The sequence below is a fragment of the Rhizobium sp. IBUN genome (assembly GCF_000510625.1).
Classification (GTDB): Bacteria; Pseudomonadota; Alphaproteobacteria; order Rhizobiales; family Rhizobiaceae; genus Rhizobium; species Rhizobium altiplani.
Genome location: NZ_AZNV01000053.1, coordinates 12,296 through 29,148, shown reverse-complemented (window position 1 = coordinate 29,148; position 16,853 = coordinate 12,296). Strand labels below are relative to the sequence as shown.

Annotated in this window: 11 protein-coding genes and 1 pseudogene; 8 read left to right on the top strand and 4 right to left on the bottom strand. The window is 58.6% G+C overall.

What is annotated here, in order from left to right; all coding sequences use genetic code 11:
- The 3 genes from RHIBUN_RS0129400 to istA all read right to left on the bottom strand — a co-directional run.
- Positions 1-543 (bottom strand): transposase (locus RHIBUN_RS0129400; RefSeq protein ID WP_025662355.1); only part of this gene is annotated, 543 nt, incomplete at its 3' end.
- Positions 544-1,005: 462 nt separating this feature from the next.
- Complete coding sequence (gene istB, locus RHIBUN_RS0129395) at positions 1,006-1,806, bottom strand: IS21-like element ISSme2 family helper ATPase IstB (RefSeq protein WP_025662354.1); 801 nt, start codon at positions 1,804-1,806, stop codon at positions 1,006-1,008.
- A complete protein-coding gene (gene istA / locus RHIBUN_RS0129390) occupies positions 1,806-3,089 on the bottom strand; it encodes an IS21 family transposase (protein ID WP_025662353.1) in 1,284 nt (427 codons plus the stop codon). Before istA ends, istB begins: the two co-directional genes overlap by 1 nt.
- A 331-nt stretch (positions 3,090-3,420) precedes the next feature.
- Here istA and tkt point away from each other — a divergent pair, with 331 nt between their 5' ends.
- Together tkt and RHIBUN_RS0129375 are read left to right on the top strand one after the other, a co-directional pair.
- Positions 3,421-5,451 carry a transketolase gene (gene tkt / locus RHIBUN_RS0129380; RefSeq protein WP_025662351.1) on the top strand — a complete coding sequence of 677 codons (2,031 nt, stop codon included), beginning with the start codon at positions 3,421-3,423 and terminating at the stop codon, positions 5,449-5,451.
- 196 nt (positions 5,452-5,647) lie between these two features.
- Positions 5,648-6,697: an LLM class flavin-dependent oxidoreductase gene (locus RHIBUN_RS0129375; RefSeq protein WP_025662350.1), complete on the top strand. Its 1,050-nt coding sequence runs from the start codon at positions 5,648-5,650 to the stop codon at positions 6,695-6,697.
- 501 nt (positions 6,698-7,198) lie between these two features.
- Here the strand turns inward: RHIBUN_RS0129375 and RHIBUN_RS0129370 are convergent.
- Positions 7,199-7,837, bottom strand: coding sequence for a DUF1684 domain-containing protein (locus RHIBUN_RS0129370; protein ID WP_037217957.1), 639 nt, complete (start codon positions 7,835-7,837; stop codon positions 7,199-7,201).
- 381 nt (positions 7,838-8,218) lie between these two features.
- On the opposite strand from RHIBUN_RS0129370, the gene RHIBUN_RS0129365 reads away from it, so the two are divergent.
- The 6 genes and pseudogenes from RHIBUN_RS0129365 (at position 8,219) to RHIBUN_RS34920 (ending at position 16,760) form a co-directional block, all read left to right on the top strand.
- The gene (locus tag RHIBUN_RS0129365) at positions 8,219-9,205 is read left to right on the top strand and encodes an MBL fold metallo-hydrolase (RefSeq protein ID WP_025662348.1); all 987 of its coding nucleotides are present in this window, start codon (positions 8,219-8,221) and stop codon (positions 9,203-9,205) included.
- A 758-nt stretch (positions 9,206-9,963) separates the two neighbouring features.
- Positions 9,964-10,233: a CopG family ribbon-helix-helix protein gene (locus RHIBUN_RS0129355; protein ID WP_245271758.1), complete on the top strand. Its 270-nt coding sequence runs from the start codon at positions 9,964-9,966 to the stop codon at positions 10,231-10,233.
- Positions 10,218-10,495, top strand: a pseudogene (locus RHIBUN_RS34300) (type II toxin-antitoxin system RelE/ParE family toxin). The gene RHIBUN_RS0129355 and the pseudogene RHIBUN_RS34300 overlap by 16 nt, the downstream one beginning before the upstream one ends.
- A gap of 797 nt (positions 10,496-11,292) precedes the next feature.
- Positions 11,293-11,955 (top strand): hypothetical protein, encoded by a 663-nt coding sequence (locus RHIBUN_RS34295; RefSeq protein WP_025662345.1) that lies wholly within the window; start codon positions 11,293-11,295, stop codon positions 11,953-11,955.
- Positions 11,956-12,068: 113 nt separating this feature from the next.
- Positions 12,069-14,435: an arylsulfatase gene (locus tag RHIBUN_RS0129335; protein ID WP_051420127.1), complete on the top strand. Its 2,367-nt coding sequence runs from the start codon at positions 12,069-12,071 to the stop codon at positions 14,433-14,435.
- A gap of 87 nt (positions 14,436-14,522) precedes the next feature.
- Positions 14,523-16,760, top strand: coding sequence for a mechanosensitive ion channel family protein (locus RHIBUN_RS34920; protein WP_025662343.1), 2,238 nt, complete (start codon positions 14,523-14,525; stop codon positions 16,758-16,760).
- The last annotated feature ends 93 nt before the right edge of the window (positions 16,761-16,853 follow it).

Below are 16,853 nucleotides of genomic sequence, written 5' to 3'. Positions count from 1 at the left end.
GGCGATCGCCTCCAAGGTCGGATGACCTTCAATCAGTTCGCGGATCCGTGCCGCATAGGTGCGCTGTGTCGTCGGCCCTACCTTGAGGCCGAAGCCGCGCAGTATGCCCCGGATGCTCATCTCGATGTCGTGAAGCTTTCCCTGGATGAGCTTGCGGGCGGTCAGCAACGCGCGCACTTCCTGGGCCGGAAGAGATTTGCAGTGGACCGGTCTGAACCAGCCAAGCCGCATCAACTGCGCGATGCCTCGCGCATCCTTCTTGTCGGTCTTCACCGGCATCGTCTTGAAGGCCGTCCGCACGTGCCGCGTCTCGATCAGTTCGACCGCCAGACCCGCCTTCGTCATCCCGGCATGCAGCCACTGCGACAAGGGGCCGGCCTCAAGACCGATCCGCTCCATGGCCACGTCGTGCTCGCCAAACCAGGCGATCAGTGCATCGGGCTCGCTGAGTACTTTTGCTTCACGCACGATGCGGCCATCTGCATCCACCACGCACACACTTGAGTGTTCCAACGAGACATCGATTCCGGCATACTGCTTCATGGTCGTCTCTCCGTGATGCTATGGAGCAGGACACTCCTGACTCCGCGACACCATCATTGTGAGGGACGACCACCAGCCTTTCAAACCTGGCTGGCTGGGTTCCGCCCGTTACACCATCTAGCAGCGCCGCAACGAATGCGTTTTCATCGGAAGAAGTCTCGGGGTACTAGGGCTTGGAAACAGACAAAACAAGGATCGGCCACGACTACGGTCCTGGTCTGGACTTCCGAACTAGCAAAGATGTCGAAGTCTTGGGTAAGCCTTTTGCAAAGTTTGCGGGGGCAGTCTCGCTGCCTGTCAGGACCAGTGCGTCGTCACCTCATCCTGCCAAGCATTCAATTTTTACCGGAACGGCATGTGCGTGATGCTTAGCGTTCGCAAGCCGACGAGGTGAAGTTTGCCTTCTGTTGTCAAGCGAAGCGAGGAATTGACCCCTTGGGCGAAACGAAGATTTGACCCCCTTCATTGATTGGTCGTTTCGTTTGGTTCAAGCGCCGCTCCGGCCTTCTGCAGAAGGCCGGAGCGGCGCTTTTCGCGAAGCCGGTAGCTGTCGCCTCGGATGGTGATCACGGTCGAATGATGAAGCAGGCGGTCCAGTATCGCCGTGGCGACCACGGGGTCACCAAAGACGCTTCCCCATTCTCCCACAGAGCGGTTGGAAGTGATCAGGATTGATCCCTTCTCGTAGCGCCGAGAGACCAATTGGAAGAACAGGTGTGCGGCGTTGGCTTCGAATGGAAGATAGCCGAGCTCGTCGATGATCAGCAATTTCGGCCGCGACAAGATCGTCAACTGCTTGTCGAGCGAACCATCGTTGTGTGCTTTGGCCAGCATCGCTACCAACGTGGCAGCGGTCACGAACTGCACGTTGTAGTTCTGACGTATCGCCTCGCGGCCAAGGCTGACAGCAAGGTGGGTTTTACCGGTACCAGGAGGCCCAAGGAATAGCACCGTATCGCCGTGAGCGATCCAGCGGCAGGTCGCCAGTTCCCTGATTTGGCCATGATCAAGCGACGGCTGCGCCTCGAACTCAAAGCCGTCGAGTTCGCGCACGAACGGGAACTGCGCCAGCTTGCTCGACATGGAGATGCGCCGCTCATCGCGCCGGGCGATCTCTCGCGATACCAGGAATGCCAGAGCTTCGCGCAAGTTCATCTTCGAGCGGGCCGCCTCGTCAAGCAGAGTGTCGAGCTGATCGCGGATCGCCGTCAGTTTCAGTCGATCGAGTGTTGCGATGAGCAGGTCGTGATCTACGTTCGTCATCACCAGCCTCCTCCAACAACCGCCTCGTATTCGGTGAGCGGCCGCAGCAAGGCGGCTGGCGCTATCTCAACTGGAGTGCGCACCAGTCCTTCGCTACCAGCGACGCCAACAAAATGGGACCGGTCCACGATGCGTTGTCGCCGTCCCTGGCAGAGAGCATGATCGGCCACTACCTGGCCCGCGTGACGGATGATCACACGGCCTGCCAGCACAACGACTTGAACGCTCTCGCCGATTAGGCGCCAAGGTACCGAATAGCTGTTCGTGTCGAGGTCTATCGCGCAGTCGGCCTGAACTTTGCGCACGAGATCGCGTAATTGTCCAAACGGTGCGCGACCAGCCAGCGGACGAAGCGCGTCCGCCTCCGCAGCAAAGCGCTCCGTCGGCGCTACGCCGGTCGTGCCATGTTCACGCTGGTCGGCAACCTCGCGTATCCACCGGGCCAGATGCGCCTCGAACGACGCCCAGCTCTCGAACCGGCGACCGGCGATCGCGTTCTTCTTGACGTAGCCGACTCCGCGCTCGTCCTTGCCCTTCGTACGGGCGCGATATGGTGCGCAAGCTCGTGGGGTGAAGCCCCAGTAACGAGCAAAGGCATGCAATCGCGCATTGAACCGCACTTCCCGGCTGACCGCATCGTGGTGCTCGACCAGCGGCTTCGCATTATCCAGCAACACCTCGTTGGGAACGCCACCAAATCGAAGGAACGCACCTTCCATTCCTTCGAACCAGTCGGTTTGCCCCTCTCGCAACGAGGCTCGGATATGTATGCGTCTCGAGTAACCCAACGTTGCGACAAACACGTACACCCGAAGCCGTTCACCGCCGATCCATACGCGCGTCTGGCCAAAGTCGATTTGCAACTGGCGACCTGGTGGAGTTTCGAACCGAACTGTCGCACGCTTCTGTGCCTTCAACTCCCGTCGCCACTGCCGAACTCGAAGCTCTACAGAACGCAGGCCGATGACAATTCCGTGCTCGCTCGCCAACTCCTGGCGGATTACATCCGCATTGCCGTCATGACGGAAAAAACGTTCTCGCAACCAATCGTCCAGCCCGTCAAACGAACTGCGCCGAGCAGGTTTCTTGAAAGGCGAGACGCCGCCTTCCCGCAAATATCGGCGAACCGTGTTGCGCGCACATCCAAATTCCCTAGACAGCCGCTTGGCACCCCAACCAAGCGCATGTAGTCGCAACATTGCCACCACCTCATCAGCCTGAAGCATATCCCCGCCCTGCATCGTTCGCGACAATGCAGGATGCAATAAAATCTCGCTCGTCATCCAACTCTCCTCGTTTTGACACGAGGGGGTCAGTTCTTCGCTTCGTTAGGGGGTCAGTTTCTCATTTCGCCCGACATCTGTGGCGGGTGGTCGGTCAAACTGAGAGGCGTCGCGTTGGTTGTGATGAGCAAGCCCGCGAAGATGCGTAAGTAAATTGAGAACGCTTTTCCAAGCGGCTGTTCCCGCAGCTTCCAACTTTGACATTCCGGGGACAGCCAGTCCACCTTCTGATGTGTGACCCATAGTCGCTGACGCGTCACCATTCTGTCGCTCCTTCGTCCTCGCCCTATCTCCAAGCGAGATACTCGGTCCGAACTAGGAGATACCACCCATGCCCGATACGACCGCATCTGTTCCCGCGCCAAAAGACCCCCACCTCCGCAAGCTCGCCAACTGCATTCGGTTCCTTTCCATGGACGCGGTTCAGAGGGCCAAAAGCGGTCACCCCGGCATGCCAATGGGCATGGCTGACATCGCGGCCGTGCTTTTCTCTGAATTCATGAAGTTCGATAGCAAGGACCCTTACTGGTACGACCGTGACCGGTTCCTGATCTCGAACGGTCATGGCTCGATGCTGCTCTACAGCCTTCTGTATCTGACCGGCTACGAGGATATGACCATCGATGAGATCAAGAATTTTCGCCAAATCGGTTCGCGAACAGCAGGGCACCCAGAATACCACCACGCGACAGGTATCGAAACGACGACCGGTCCACTGGGGCAGGGGCTTGCCAACGGGGTCGGCATGGCCCTGGCCGAGCGGATCATGAACGCGAGGTTCGGCGACGATCTTTCGAACCATTACACCTACGTCTTCCATGGCGACGGTTGCCTGATGGAAGGTATCAGCCAGGAAGCCATCGCGCTCGCAGGTCACCTGAAACTCGGGAAGCTCATCTATTTCTGGGATGACAACTCGATTTCCATCGACGGCGCGACCAGCCTCGCCGAGTCCGATGACCATCAGGCGCGATTCCGTTCGGCCAACTGGCATGTCCTGCAGATCGACGGACACGATACCGATGCTATCAGGGCAGCGATCATCGAGGCGCGGAAGGTCACCGACCGACCGTCGATGATCGCCTGCAAGACGATCATCGGTTTCGGCTTCCCAACAAAGGCCGGCACCCAGAAAGCGCACAGTGATGCGCCAGGGGAGGAAGAGATTGCGGGCGCAAGAAAGATCCTGAACTGGTCGCCGCCTCCGTTCGAGATCCCAGGTGACCTGCTTGAGGCGTGGCGCTCCATTGGCTCAAAGGGGCAAAACCAGCGGATGGCGTGGGCAGTGCGCGTCCAAACCGCGAACGAGGAAATCCGCACGGAGTTCGCGCGCCGGATGAAAGGTGAGTTGCCGCACGACTGGCGAAAGGCGATCGAGGCGGCCAAAAGTGAGTTGCTGGCAAGCGAGAAGGATATGGCCACTCGCCAAGCCAGTGGTACCGTCCTTAATCACTTGGCCCAGGCCGTACCGGAGCTGATCGGAGGTTCAGCCGATCTGACGCCATCCAACAACACGAAAGCCAAGTCCCAGGTCGAGATCGCCCCCGGTCAGTATGCGGGCTCCTACATCCATTATGGCGTCCGCGAGCATGGTATGGCCGCCACGATCAATGGCATCGCCCTTCACGGGGGATTGATTCCGTACGGCGGCACGTTCCTGACGTTCTCTGATTACGCGCGACCTGCCATTCGCCTTGCCGCCATGATGGAAATCCGCTCGATCTTTGTGATGACGCACGATTCTATCGGCTTGGGCGAAGATGGGCCGACCCATCAGCCAGTCGAGCATCTGTCCGCACTTCGGGCAATCCCAGGGCTCGCTGTTTACCGTCCGGCTGATCCGATTGAAACGGCAGAATGCTGGGAAGCAATACTCGACGCTCCCCGCAGAGCTGCTCTCATCGCACTGTCCCGGCAGCCAATGCCATTGCTGCGCAGGGACCCTGGAAGCGAAAACCTGTCAGCCAAAGGCGGGTACGTGCTGCTGGAAGCCGAAGGCGGCGAGCGTCAGCTGACTATCATGGCGAGCGGCTCAGAACTCCATCTGGCAGTCCAAGCTCGGGATCGGTTGCAGGCCGGAGGTATTCGGACTGCCGTCGTCTCGATGCCATGCCGACTATTGTTCGAGGCTCAGACGCCCGAGTACAAGAGGAAGGTACTCGGTGCGGGATCTGCGAGGGTCGCTGTAGAGGCTGCCGTCCAGGATAGCTGGGACCGATATCTCGGGTTCAATGGTCGGTTCGTGGGTATGCATAGTTTCGGCGCATCCGGAAAGATCGACGACGTCTACAACAAGTTCGGCATCACAGTGGATGCCGTGGTCAAAGCCAGCGGGGAAGCCCTGGCCGCCGGTTCTGCTTGACGAGGCTACTCACGTTGATCGTGTGCCCCAAGGTGCTCGTCCCATCTTGGGGGCCCCGCATATCTTCTAACTTTTCGATGATAACGATCTAGTTTTTCGCCATTCCGCTTTACTAGGAGGCACCCCAACTAGATCCCAAAATCCAAACGATTGGGCGTCGACGGTTGTCGTCGGCTTGGCCCGTGGGACAACAAGCATGACAAAGTCAAATGTAGAATTCGGCCTCGATACCTTTGGGGACGTAACACACGACGCCAACGGCCAGCCTGAAACGTATGCTCAGGTCATCCGGAATGTCATCAAGGAGGCCGTGGCAGCCGACCAGGTTGGGATCGATTTCTTCGGGATTGGCGAACACCATCGCGAGGATTTCGCGGTATCCAGCCCGGAAACTGTCCTTGCGGCCGTTGCGACGGTGACAGATAGGATCAAGCTGGGTTCGGCCGTAACGGTGCTGAGTTCGGACGACCCCGTGCGCGTTTATCAGCGGTTCGCAACTGTCGACGCAGCGTCCAACGGCCGCGCAGAGGTCATCCTGGGCAGGGGGTCTTTCACTGAGTCTTTCCCACTCTTTGGATATTCCTTGTCCGACTACGACAAGCTGTTTGAGGAGAAGGTCGAGCTTTTCGCCCAGCTCCTTGAGCAGAAGCCAGTTAGCTGGACGGGAATGACGCGGCCGCCTTTGAATGGTCAGCGCGTGTTTCCCCTTGTCGAGAAAGGCCCGCTGAAGACGTGGCTTGGCGTTGGCGGAAGCCCAGATTCCGTCATTCGTGCCGCGCAGTATGGACTTCCGATGATGCTAGCCATCATCGGCGGGAGCCCTTATCGTTTCAAGCCATTCGTCGATCTATATCGTAACGCCAATGAGCAGCTAAAGCATCCGGCAATTCCCGTTGGTGTTCATTCTCCGGGCTATATCTCCGAGACCGATGCCGCTGCAAAAGCGGAGTTCTGGCCGCATTTCCGCGCCATGCGAGATCGTATTGGCCGTGAACGGGGCTGGGGTCCTGTCAGCGAGAGAGACTACGAAGCCGAAATCGATCAGGGCTCGCTGTATGTCGGCTCACCGGAGAGCGTGGCCGCAAAGCTTGCGCCGGTTATCGAGAACCTCGGCATTCAGAGGTTCCAGCTGAAATACAGCATCGGAACGATGCCGCATGAGAAATTGGTCCAGAGCATCAGGCTATTCGGGGAAGAAGTGGTTCCAAGGGTGAAAACTACACTTGCCAAGGAAGTGGCAGCGTAACCCCAACAGCCGGAGGTCGATCGCTTCCGAGAAATCTCTCGCCGCTCTCTTTGCCAGTATGGGTGAGGTTAGGGCAGGCTGGAACTCCAGCTTGCCTCTTCCCCTGGGTAAACAAAAAATACCGTTCCGGCGGTCAATTCGTTGGATAGCTGAGGCGAGGGGCTTCCAATCGGCAGTCCTTGTCGTCGGGTTCTACGTCAACTACCTTGAGCTTACCACGGACTGTGAAATCGATAAGCTCGATTGGTACGTTTCCTCCAGTCTGGAGCCATGGTTCCACCATGGTCGTAATCACGGACAGCGCGCTGCCCCTTGGGATACAAACTCATCAGTTAACGACGACGTTCTCCTGCAGTCTCGCCTCAAACCGGCTCATACAATTCTTTGGCGTTGCGCGTGAAAGATCTCTGTCACAACGGTATTATTCGAAACGGAAATACGCCCACGGTCACGACTTCTGAATGCCCGGCTACGGAGAATCAAGGCCTCTGACCCCGGCGCTTATCGTTTCGAGACAGGTAGCCGTTCACCGCCTCTCACCGCGCCTTTCAGTCGATTGCCCGATGGCGCTAATGGACAGACATAGCGGGAAGAATAGGCGCACGAAGGAAAATAGGAGAAATTGAAATCGAGTATCAATGCGCCGTCTGGACGGACAACTCCGAGATCCGCTCCCTTGATTGTGTCGAGGAGATATCGGCCGCCGCCATATGTCTCGGTCCCCGAGGTCGCGTCGACAAACGGCAGGAACACGCCACCACCGTACCCCTCAATCCAGTAAAGGGTTAATTCGCCGCCCAATCTGGCCTCCAGCCCCGATGTACGAGAGAACGCATGCATCGACAGGTCACCATCCACTCCTGTTGCGACGGTTATCCGTTCCGGAGTGACTGCGACAAGCTGTACCGTCAAGCGCAACGAGGGATCATAAGAAAATGTCGTCGGCCCTTCGAACGACTTGCGGTCCGCCAATTCAATTGGCGACTGAGGATGGTCGCGAAACAGGCTCGAACGGGTGTCGCACCAAAGCCTCCAGGCAGCAACCACGTCCGAGCTAGAACGTACCTCGTAGTAGAGATTTGCGATCTTCTCGCGCCATTCCCACAGGTGTTGTGTCTCGTTCAAATCATATCCTCCCATGCCGGAAATTTCGCCGCTCTTGTCATCGAAACGCTCGCCCAATCATCGCGGCGTAACTTTAAGCAATCACGCACTGATCCGAAAGATGCGGTCTAAACACCGCCTACAAACGAAAGTCGGTGCATCGCCGGTGCCTCACAGCCTTGACGATGCAAACCAGCCTTATGGTGCCACGCGACGAGGTTCCATTACCGTTCTCCTCTAGTAAGCATCGTCGAGGCGAGTGGCCCCTGTTTCGGTCCCCTGGCATTGAGCGAGAGAAGGCCCGCCGGCGTCATCGCGGGCGTGACGCCTTGTTTGGGGGACCGCGCATTCAGTGATAAAATCAAGCAGACAGGTTGGTAACCAGTCCCACAGACATTTCGAGGCACGGAGGGTCTGATGAACGGGCTAATGGCGGTTGACAGCGTCGAGGTTCGGGTTCTTGTCGACAATCTCACAGACAATCTTTCCACGGTGCCTTCATTTGTGGAGACGGAGGTCGCGGCCATAGAGCGGCGGCGGCGTGGGATGTGGATCATGGGCGGCAAATGCCTATGTTGCGCGGCCCACGGTCTGGCTTGTCTCGTTACCATTCATCAAGGAGGCGTCACGAGAACAATCCTATTCGACACCGGTCCCGAAGACCGCGTCCTCGAGCAGAACGTCGCGCGCCTCGGCGTCGAGCTTGGGCGTGTTGAGGCAATCGTTCTATCGCACGGCCACTGGGATCATTGCGGAGCGATACTTTGTGCCTTGCAACTCATCCGGGACCGCAATGGGGGCAATCCAGTCGCCTGCTACGTCCATCCGGACATGTTCGGAAAACGTGCCCTCAAGCGGCAAGATGGGTCGTTGCGCCTCATGGAAGACGTGGCCAGCTTGGAAGAACTTGCCTCCTTCGGCGCTGCCACGGTCAATACGAGGGAGCCGCAGCTGTTATTGGAAGGATCGGCTTACGTGAGCGGCGAGATACAGCGCGTGACCACTTTCGAACGGGGATTTCTTGGCCAATATCGGCAGTCCACGGACGGCAGCGGATGGGTGTCGGACGAGCTGATAATGGATGAGCGCTTCCTGGCCGTCAACGTTGCCGGGAAAGGCCTGGTCCTTTTCAGCGCCTGCTCACATGCGGGCGTGATCAATGTACTGACGCACGCAAAGTCGAGCCTTCCCGGTGTGCCGCTCCATGCTGTCGTGGGCGGGCTGCATCTTGTCGGACAGAACGAGCGGATCATCCCTGCGACCGTCGAAGGGTTGGCGTCGTTCGACCTTGCCACCATCGCTGCGGGCCATTGCACCGGGTGGCGAGCCATGAACGCGCTGGCGAACGCCTTTGGCGACGGCAAGATCGTACCATTATCTGTTGGAAAGCGGATCACGTTTTGATGCGCTAGCCTTGGCGCCTGAGCGCATGCCCGCGAGCAGTAGGCCCTCGGGGCGAGGGTGCCATCGATCTTTCGTGATAGCGAGCGAAGGTTTACCATCTGATGCAGGGCGAATTCGCGCTCTACGGCGTGATGGTCTTACACATTCCGAACGGGTCCGCCAAGCACTGCCCTGTGACACCGCTTGCAAATTCGCGCGCCAATAGGCTGCTGGTGTTGAGCTTGTCCCAATTGAGAGCGGCATCGGGAACCGCGGTGAACCTCGTCGACCAAATGATGGCGGTGGAAGCGTATGAAAACGGGGGTTGTCCTGCGTAGGATATGTTCGAATTTCAGACGGCTTGGAGAAATTCCAAGACCTCAAGCCGCACGCTGCGGCGTAGACCGCCTTATCTTTCCTCTCCAATCGACCCGGCCTAGGCAGCGGAACGGGCGAGTCGCTTGGTATTCTCAAATAGGCCATTAGCGGAGTAGCCGCCGAACGGCGTCGAGGCCTCCTTGAGTCCTACGACATTCCACAGGTTCCGGCCGAGAGAGCCGAGTGTTGCTTTTTATACCTCGCTGAACTGGGGGGCAGCATGCCTCTCTAGGCTCGCGTATGCGAGGTCGGTCACGCGCAGGTCGTCGAAAGTTCAGACAGGACGCCGGCGCTATGGCTGTCATCAGGGGAACGCCAGCCAAGCTTTGACCCGCAACCCGGTATGCCATGCTATAATGTGCACAAGTAAACACAACAGAGAGTGTAGCATCAGTCCGACGATGACAATCCGTGTCTCGCCAGACACCTTGGCCAAGCTGACAAAGATCGCCGAAGGGACGAAGCGCAGCAAATCCTTCCTCGCGGGGGAGGCGGTCTCGGCCTATGTCGAGCGCGAACTTGCCATTATTGAAGGCATCCAGCGCGGGCTGGCCGATGTGGCGGCTCGTCGCGTCGTCCCGCACGCGCAAGCGATGGCTGAAGCCCGCCAGACAATTTGCGGAAGCACGGCGCAAGAAAGCGCAAGGGTGAGGCGTTGTCTGGTCGACTGACGCACCACCGCGACTATCTCGACATCCTCGCCTACATCGCCGACGACAATCCGGATGCAGCCGAGCGTCGCTGACGCCATCGAGGACGCGGGCAACAGGCTCAGTGAGTTCGCCACCGGCGGGCCGGGGCGCGTGACTGGCACTTACGAGAAGGTAGACGGGCTTGCCCTACGTCATGGCTTACGCGCTGACGGACGAGGCAGTAGTGATCGTCCTCGTCATCCATGCGGCCCGCGACTGGCAGGAGGAGGAGTGGCCGTAACCTCAGAAAGTGATGCGAGGTGCCTGATCCCGACGACATGGCATCCGCGAACGAACGCTATGTTGCTTTTTGCCGATTAAGGTTCGTTCTGGGCGAGCATTGACCGTGCGTAGAGGGGCCTCAGCCCAACGCTTGCCTTTTTTGCAACGGCGTTTAGATTTTCAGTCAGTACACCGCCAGAATATGACCCAAAGGTCACATTTCCATTCCCGAAATCACTGACATTCCTCTTTCCGACTTACTCAGCAGACGATGGCAGTGAGCCTCAGACCCGATGGGCGTTCCTGTAGTCTTATGTTGTCCATGATTACCGAGGCTGCTGTCCTGCGAAGCAAATGACGGGTTGTCAGCGAGGCTGCGACATCGCGATGCAACTCCTTGGATGGCCTTATCGGTGGCAAACCGGTCCAACGGTTGCCGACCACTATCTTCGTTCCGACAACGTGGCCGCCCGTCGATTGGCCGCTCTCTGTCACCGGCGTAGGAGTAAGCACTCGCGAACTTCGCCATCCCTGGCGGCAAAAGCGCTACTTATTTGTGCTAAATTGCGCCAGATCAAAGTTAGCGACTAGAATAAGCGATAGTAGAGGATCGCGCGGCGGTTGAAATTGCCGTGGCGTGTTGGGGCGGAACGGCATGCTCCATTCCCAGGTGAACCTAAAGATCAGATCCATGGACGGGTCAACTTTGCCCGCCGCGGTCCGCACTTGCGTACGAAGCTTGTCAGACTTTCCCACGCCTAGCGACTATCTCGCGACAGCCGCTGCGGCCATTGCGTGAATCCAAGGGAGGACAAGATGTTTATCGGAGGTGTATCACGACTTGCGCTGGCCTTGATTGTCGCCAGCCTTGCCGGTGCGACAGGTCCGGCAGTTGCCGAAAACGCAATCAAGGCGCCTGCCCAGAAATCGATCGGCACGGCCAAGCAGGAGATCGTTCCGTCCCTGATCGTAATGAACTCCGACGGCGCAAGCCTGAAGGGAACGACCCTGACGCTCAACGGCATTTCGCCGAGCTCGATCATGTTCGCCGATCGTCCGGTGCGCTCGGCCGGTCATGGGTTGACCGCACATCTCTTGGAGGAGTGGGCGCCAGGCGGCAGTTTTGAGAAGGATCCGCCGAACGCAACGGTTTCGGTCCTCGACAGGGAGGCCTCGACCGTTGAAGATGCGGTGGTAGTCCTCAAGGATCCGAAGCTTTCCGGCGACACGCTTACCTTCACAGTCGACGTTCTGGAAAGCAACATCGAGAAAGCCGACGGCCCGGCATCGATCTTCATCGACATCATCGGGCTGCCGCGAACGCCGATGTCGTTCGCCGGCGTCGCCCGCCGCACCGCTTTTCGCGGCGCCTGGTATGCCAGTGCGGCCGCGGGTGCCGCCTACGGAGCTTCCCCCTACTACCGTCCGCCATACTCGCCGCCGGCCTGCGGCTACTACCCCTATCCGCCCTGCTACTAGCACAGGGCGGCTGAGCTGCGCAGTCTTTTTGCATCACACGGGAGCACAAAATGGACCAGTGTAGAATTGCTCGGAAAGTGACATTTGGGATCCTCGCTTCCGCCGCGGCGCTCATGTCAAGCGCGGTGCTGGCGCCGGCACAAGAGGTCACCGGCACGCTCGGCGCGCCGAATGCTACAACTACGATCGATGGACGTTATCTGCCCAACCCACCGGCACCGTTCGGCGGCGAGATCGGACTGAGCGCGAAGGATTCGAAGCCTTACTGGCAGCCGAACATCGTGCCGCCCAAGGGTGCACCGAACATTCTGCTCATCATGACCGACGATGCCGGATACGGTGTGTCGAGCACCTTCGGCGGCGTCATTCCGACACCGACACTCGACCAGGTGGCGGCCGACGGCCTGCGCTACACGCAGTTTCATTCCACCGCGCTTTGTTCACCGACCCGCGCGGCACTGATCACCGGCCGCAACCACCATTCGGTGGGTGCCGGCGTGGTGCTCGAACAGGCGACGGGCTACCCCGGCTATGATGGCGTCATCGGCGTCGACAACGGCACGATTGGCGAGATTCTGAAGCAGAACGGCTACGCCACCTCCTGGTTCGGCAAGAACCACAACACGCCGAGCTATCAGTACAGCGTCGCCGGTCCATTCGATCAGTGGCCCGTCGGCATGGGCTTTGAATACTTCTACGGGTTCATGGGAGGCGAGGCGGACCAGCACCATCCATTCCTGATACGCAACACCAGCCAGATTGCGCCCTGGGAGCAAAATCCCAGCTTCAATCTCATCACCGGCATGGCGGACGATGCCATTGAGTACCTGAAGGAACTCAACGCCCAGGCGCCGGAGAAACCGTTCTTCGTCTACTATGTTCCGGGCGCCACGCACGCTCCGCACCACCCGACCCAGGAATGGGTGGACAAGATTCACGACATGCACCTGTTCGACGGTGGATGGAACAAGCTGCGCGACACCATCTTCGCCAACCAGAAGCGGCTTGGCGTAATCCCGAACGACACCCAACTCACGCCCTGGCCGCAAGAATTGCTGCAGAACTGGGATCAACTGAGCGCGGATGAACAGAAGCTCTTCATCCGGCAAGCTGAAGTGTTCGCCGCCTACGTGGCCTATACCGATCATGAGATCGGCCGGGTGATCCAGACGGTGAAAGACATGGGCAAGCTCGACAACACGCTGATCATCTATATCGAAGGTGACAACGGTACGAGTTCCGAGGGCACGCCCAACGGCACACCATTCGACATGGCTGCCCTTCAGGGCATTCCAATCCCCGTCGCTGATCAGATGAAGTTCTACGACGCCTGGGGCACAGCAGCCACGCAGCCGCATATGGCGGTCGGCTGGGCCTGGGCCTTTGACACACCGTTCAAATGGGTGAAGCAGGTGGCCTCGCACTTCGGCGGCACGCGGCAAGGCGTGGCGATTTCGTGGCCAGGTCACATCACCGACCTCGGTGGCATCCGCACGCAGTTTCACCATATGATCGACATTGTGCCGACGATCCTCGAGGTGACGGGTATTCCTGCTCCGCAGATGCTGAACGGTATTGCACAGAAACCCATCGAGGGGGTCAGCATGGCCTATACCTTCGACAAGGCCAATGCGAACGCGCCATCAAAACGCGACACCCAGTACTTCGAGATTTTCGGCAATCGCGCCATCTACCATGATGGCTGGTTGGCCGCCACGACGCCGCCGGAAGGGCCATGGTTCATGGGCACCAAGGCGATGCCTGACGTGCTAAGCTACAAGTGGGAACTCTATAACATCGCCAAAGACTATTCCGAGAACAACGACCTGGCTGCCCAGATGCCCGAGAAACTCAAGGAGATGCAGGAACTGTTCCTGATTCAGGCGGAGAAGTACGGCGTCCTCCCGTTGGACAACAGCATTCTTCCGCGCGCTCTTTCGCCGAAGCCGGGCTACGTGGCAGGCCGGGACCTGTTTGTTTACTCGGGCGTGTTGTCCGGCATTGCGTCAAGCAATGCGCCCAACGTTCTAGCAAGGGATTTTACGATTACCGCCGAAATCGAGACGCCTGCCGATGGTAACGGGATGATCGTAACCAACGGCGGGAAGTTCGGAGGCTTTGGACTCTACCTGGTGAACGGCAAACCGATCTTCACGTATAATCTCTTGAGCCTGGCCAAATTCCGGTGGGAAGGTGCCACGTCACTGCCTGCAGGAAAACACGCCGTCGCTTTCGATTTCAAGTATGATGGTCCGGGTATCGGCAAGGGCGGGACCGGCACCCTGACCGTCGATGGCCAACAGGTTGCCACGCAACAGGTCCCGCACACCATTCCGGCCATCATGAATTTTGACGAGACCTTCGATGTAGGGGTGGACACGCGCACGAGTGTGGATGACGGCGACTACCAGGTGCCATTCCACTTCAACGGCACGCTCGACAAGGTCGCCGTTAAACTCGGGCCGTCACAGATGCAGTAAGCCGCAAGCTGCGGCTGCCTCCCGGCGCGGTGGCAGTCGCTTTGCCGGAGGGGTAGTGAGCCGAAATGCCTCTGGAGAAAAATACCGATGAGGACAGGCCTTCCTGAGAAGATAGCCCTTTGCCTGTGCTTGCTGCTGTTGCCTGTGCAGATGAGCGGCTATGCACAAAATGTGCAGACAAGTCCGCCGTCCTCAACGGTCACGCTCTCGAAAGAGCAACTGGATCAGCTTGTCACCGACGTTAGCAACGCCGTGATCCGCAAGCTGGAAAATCAACAAGTTGCTCAGGCACCGGAATCCCACCCTTCGGCTTTCCTTCCGGAGAAGTCTGCTGGCGCTCTGGAGCGAGACTTCAGCACAGGAACAAGCCGCTTCTTCCACCGCCTGGTTGCGGTTGTCACCGCGCTTCCGCAACTGCCTCAGGTCTTTTCCAGTACTTTTGATCAACTCGATGAGGCGAACTCTGGCGGCCCTGATGCCGGGGATTTCCTATGGCTGGTCCTGTTCACTGCAGCGGCGGCCATCTTCCTGCAATTCGTGGTCATCAAAGTCGGCAATCAGATCTTGGGCCGCAGGCTTTCCGCGGACGAGGCTCCGACGCTTGCGACGGTCGGCCTGGCGGCGCTCGCCAATATCCTGGCGTTCGGCACGGCATGGGTCGTCTGCGACCTTGCGAAAGGCATCTGGTTTGCGCGACCGGGAGCTCAGGCGAGCGTGGGTAGTCTCCTCCTTAGTGTAGTGCTCGAAGTGAGCTTCTATGTGCAGGCGATCACGATCTGGTTCCGGCCACGAAGACCGGCCCTGCGGATCGTCGAACTTGATGACGATACGAACCGTGCGGCATATTGCTTTTTAGCTATAAGCATCACGGCGAACACGCTGCGGAACTGGATCTTGGCGCCGATGGCCGCCGCAGGCGTTTCTTCCGAAGCCATTGCGGCCGGTCTCCTGATCAACGCGCTGCTGTTTTCCGTGATCCTCACATGGTCGGCGATCCATTGGCGTCGGGCGATCGGGAAACTGATCGTGACGAGCCTTGGATGGTGGAGGAGCGGTCAGGAGCAGGAACGGATCGTCGACGGCTGGTTGATTGTCGGACTGCCACTGATCATCTTGCGGACCTTCATCGATATCTACAGTGCCGTGCAAGGCCACCATGTCGAGATGACCGCCATCAACGTAGTCGTCGGGGTCATCCTTGCCGAGTCCCTGTTCAAGTTTTCCCAGCACGGCTTCGCGGCGAGAACGGCTGCCGGCTCCAACGCGGCGCCATCACCCCACCTTTCCGGCATTCTGATGCGTGCAGCGCGTCTTGTTATCATCACCAGCGCGATCATCTATCTCTTGCATATATGGTTCGGGGAAGCGCTCGGCATCTTTACGACGGCGCAGTGGAACAGTTGGAAGAATGCATTAATCAGAGCCAGTGTCGTCGCGCTCGGTGCATATATCACCTGGGAGGTGATCAGGTACATTATCGGCAGATACATGGATACGGCAACGCTTCCAGCACAGACAGCCGACGCAAGCATTTCGGCCTCGGAGCGCACAAGGGCGTCTCGCATACGAACGCTTATGCCTGTGGTACGGGTGGGCCTGACCGCGTTGCTCATCGTTGTTACGGCGCTGATGATCCTTTCAGAACTTGGGATCAACACGGCACCTCTCATTGCCAGCGCTTCGATATTTGGCCTCGCCCTTTCGTTCGGCAGCCAGTCGCTTGTGCGCGATGTCGTTTCAGGGATTTTCTACCTTGCTGACGACGCTTTCCGGGTTGGGGAATATATCGATTGCAACAAGGTGCGTGGGACAGTCGAAGGCTTCACGCTGCGCTCGGTTCGTCTCAGGCATCAAAGCGGCCAGCTCCATACCGTCCCCTTTGGACAGCTTGGCCAGATCACCAATTTCAGCCGCGACTGGTCTACGGTCAAATTCCAGCTCAGTTTCGCCCGCCACACGGACCTGGAAAGACTGCGGAAGATCACCAAGAGCGTAGGCGTCGAACTGATGGACAGTCCTGACTACAAGGATGCCATCCTTGAGCCCCTCAAGTTGAAAGGCATCTCCGACATTACCGAGAATGCCCTCGTCGTCAGTTTCAAACTTGTCATCCGCGTCGACACCGCGAGTGGTATCGATGCTGACGCCAAGTGGCGCATCCTCGAGGCCTGCCGCAGAGAGGGAATAGAACTATCCTCTGCTCTGCCGAGTTCGGCTCAACTCAGGCTCGATGTACTCGATGACCGATCAACGGCTGCCGCAACCCGGCAGCCGGGCGAAACCGATGTGAACCCTGTGTCGGACCGACCGCGTATTGCGCTATAGGCGATGGCCAGAGAGGTAGGTTCGATGGAAGAGAAGCGCTTGTCAGCTAGTTCTTCGCCCGACTCCTCCGGTCGCGCGTTGACGGCCGATCCG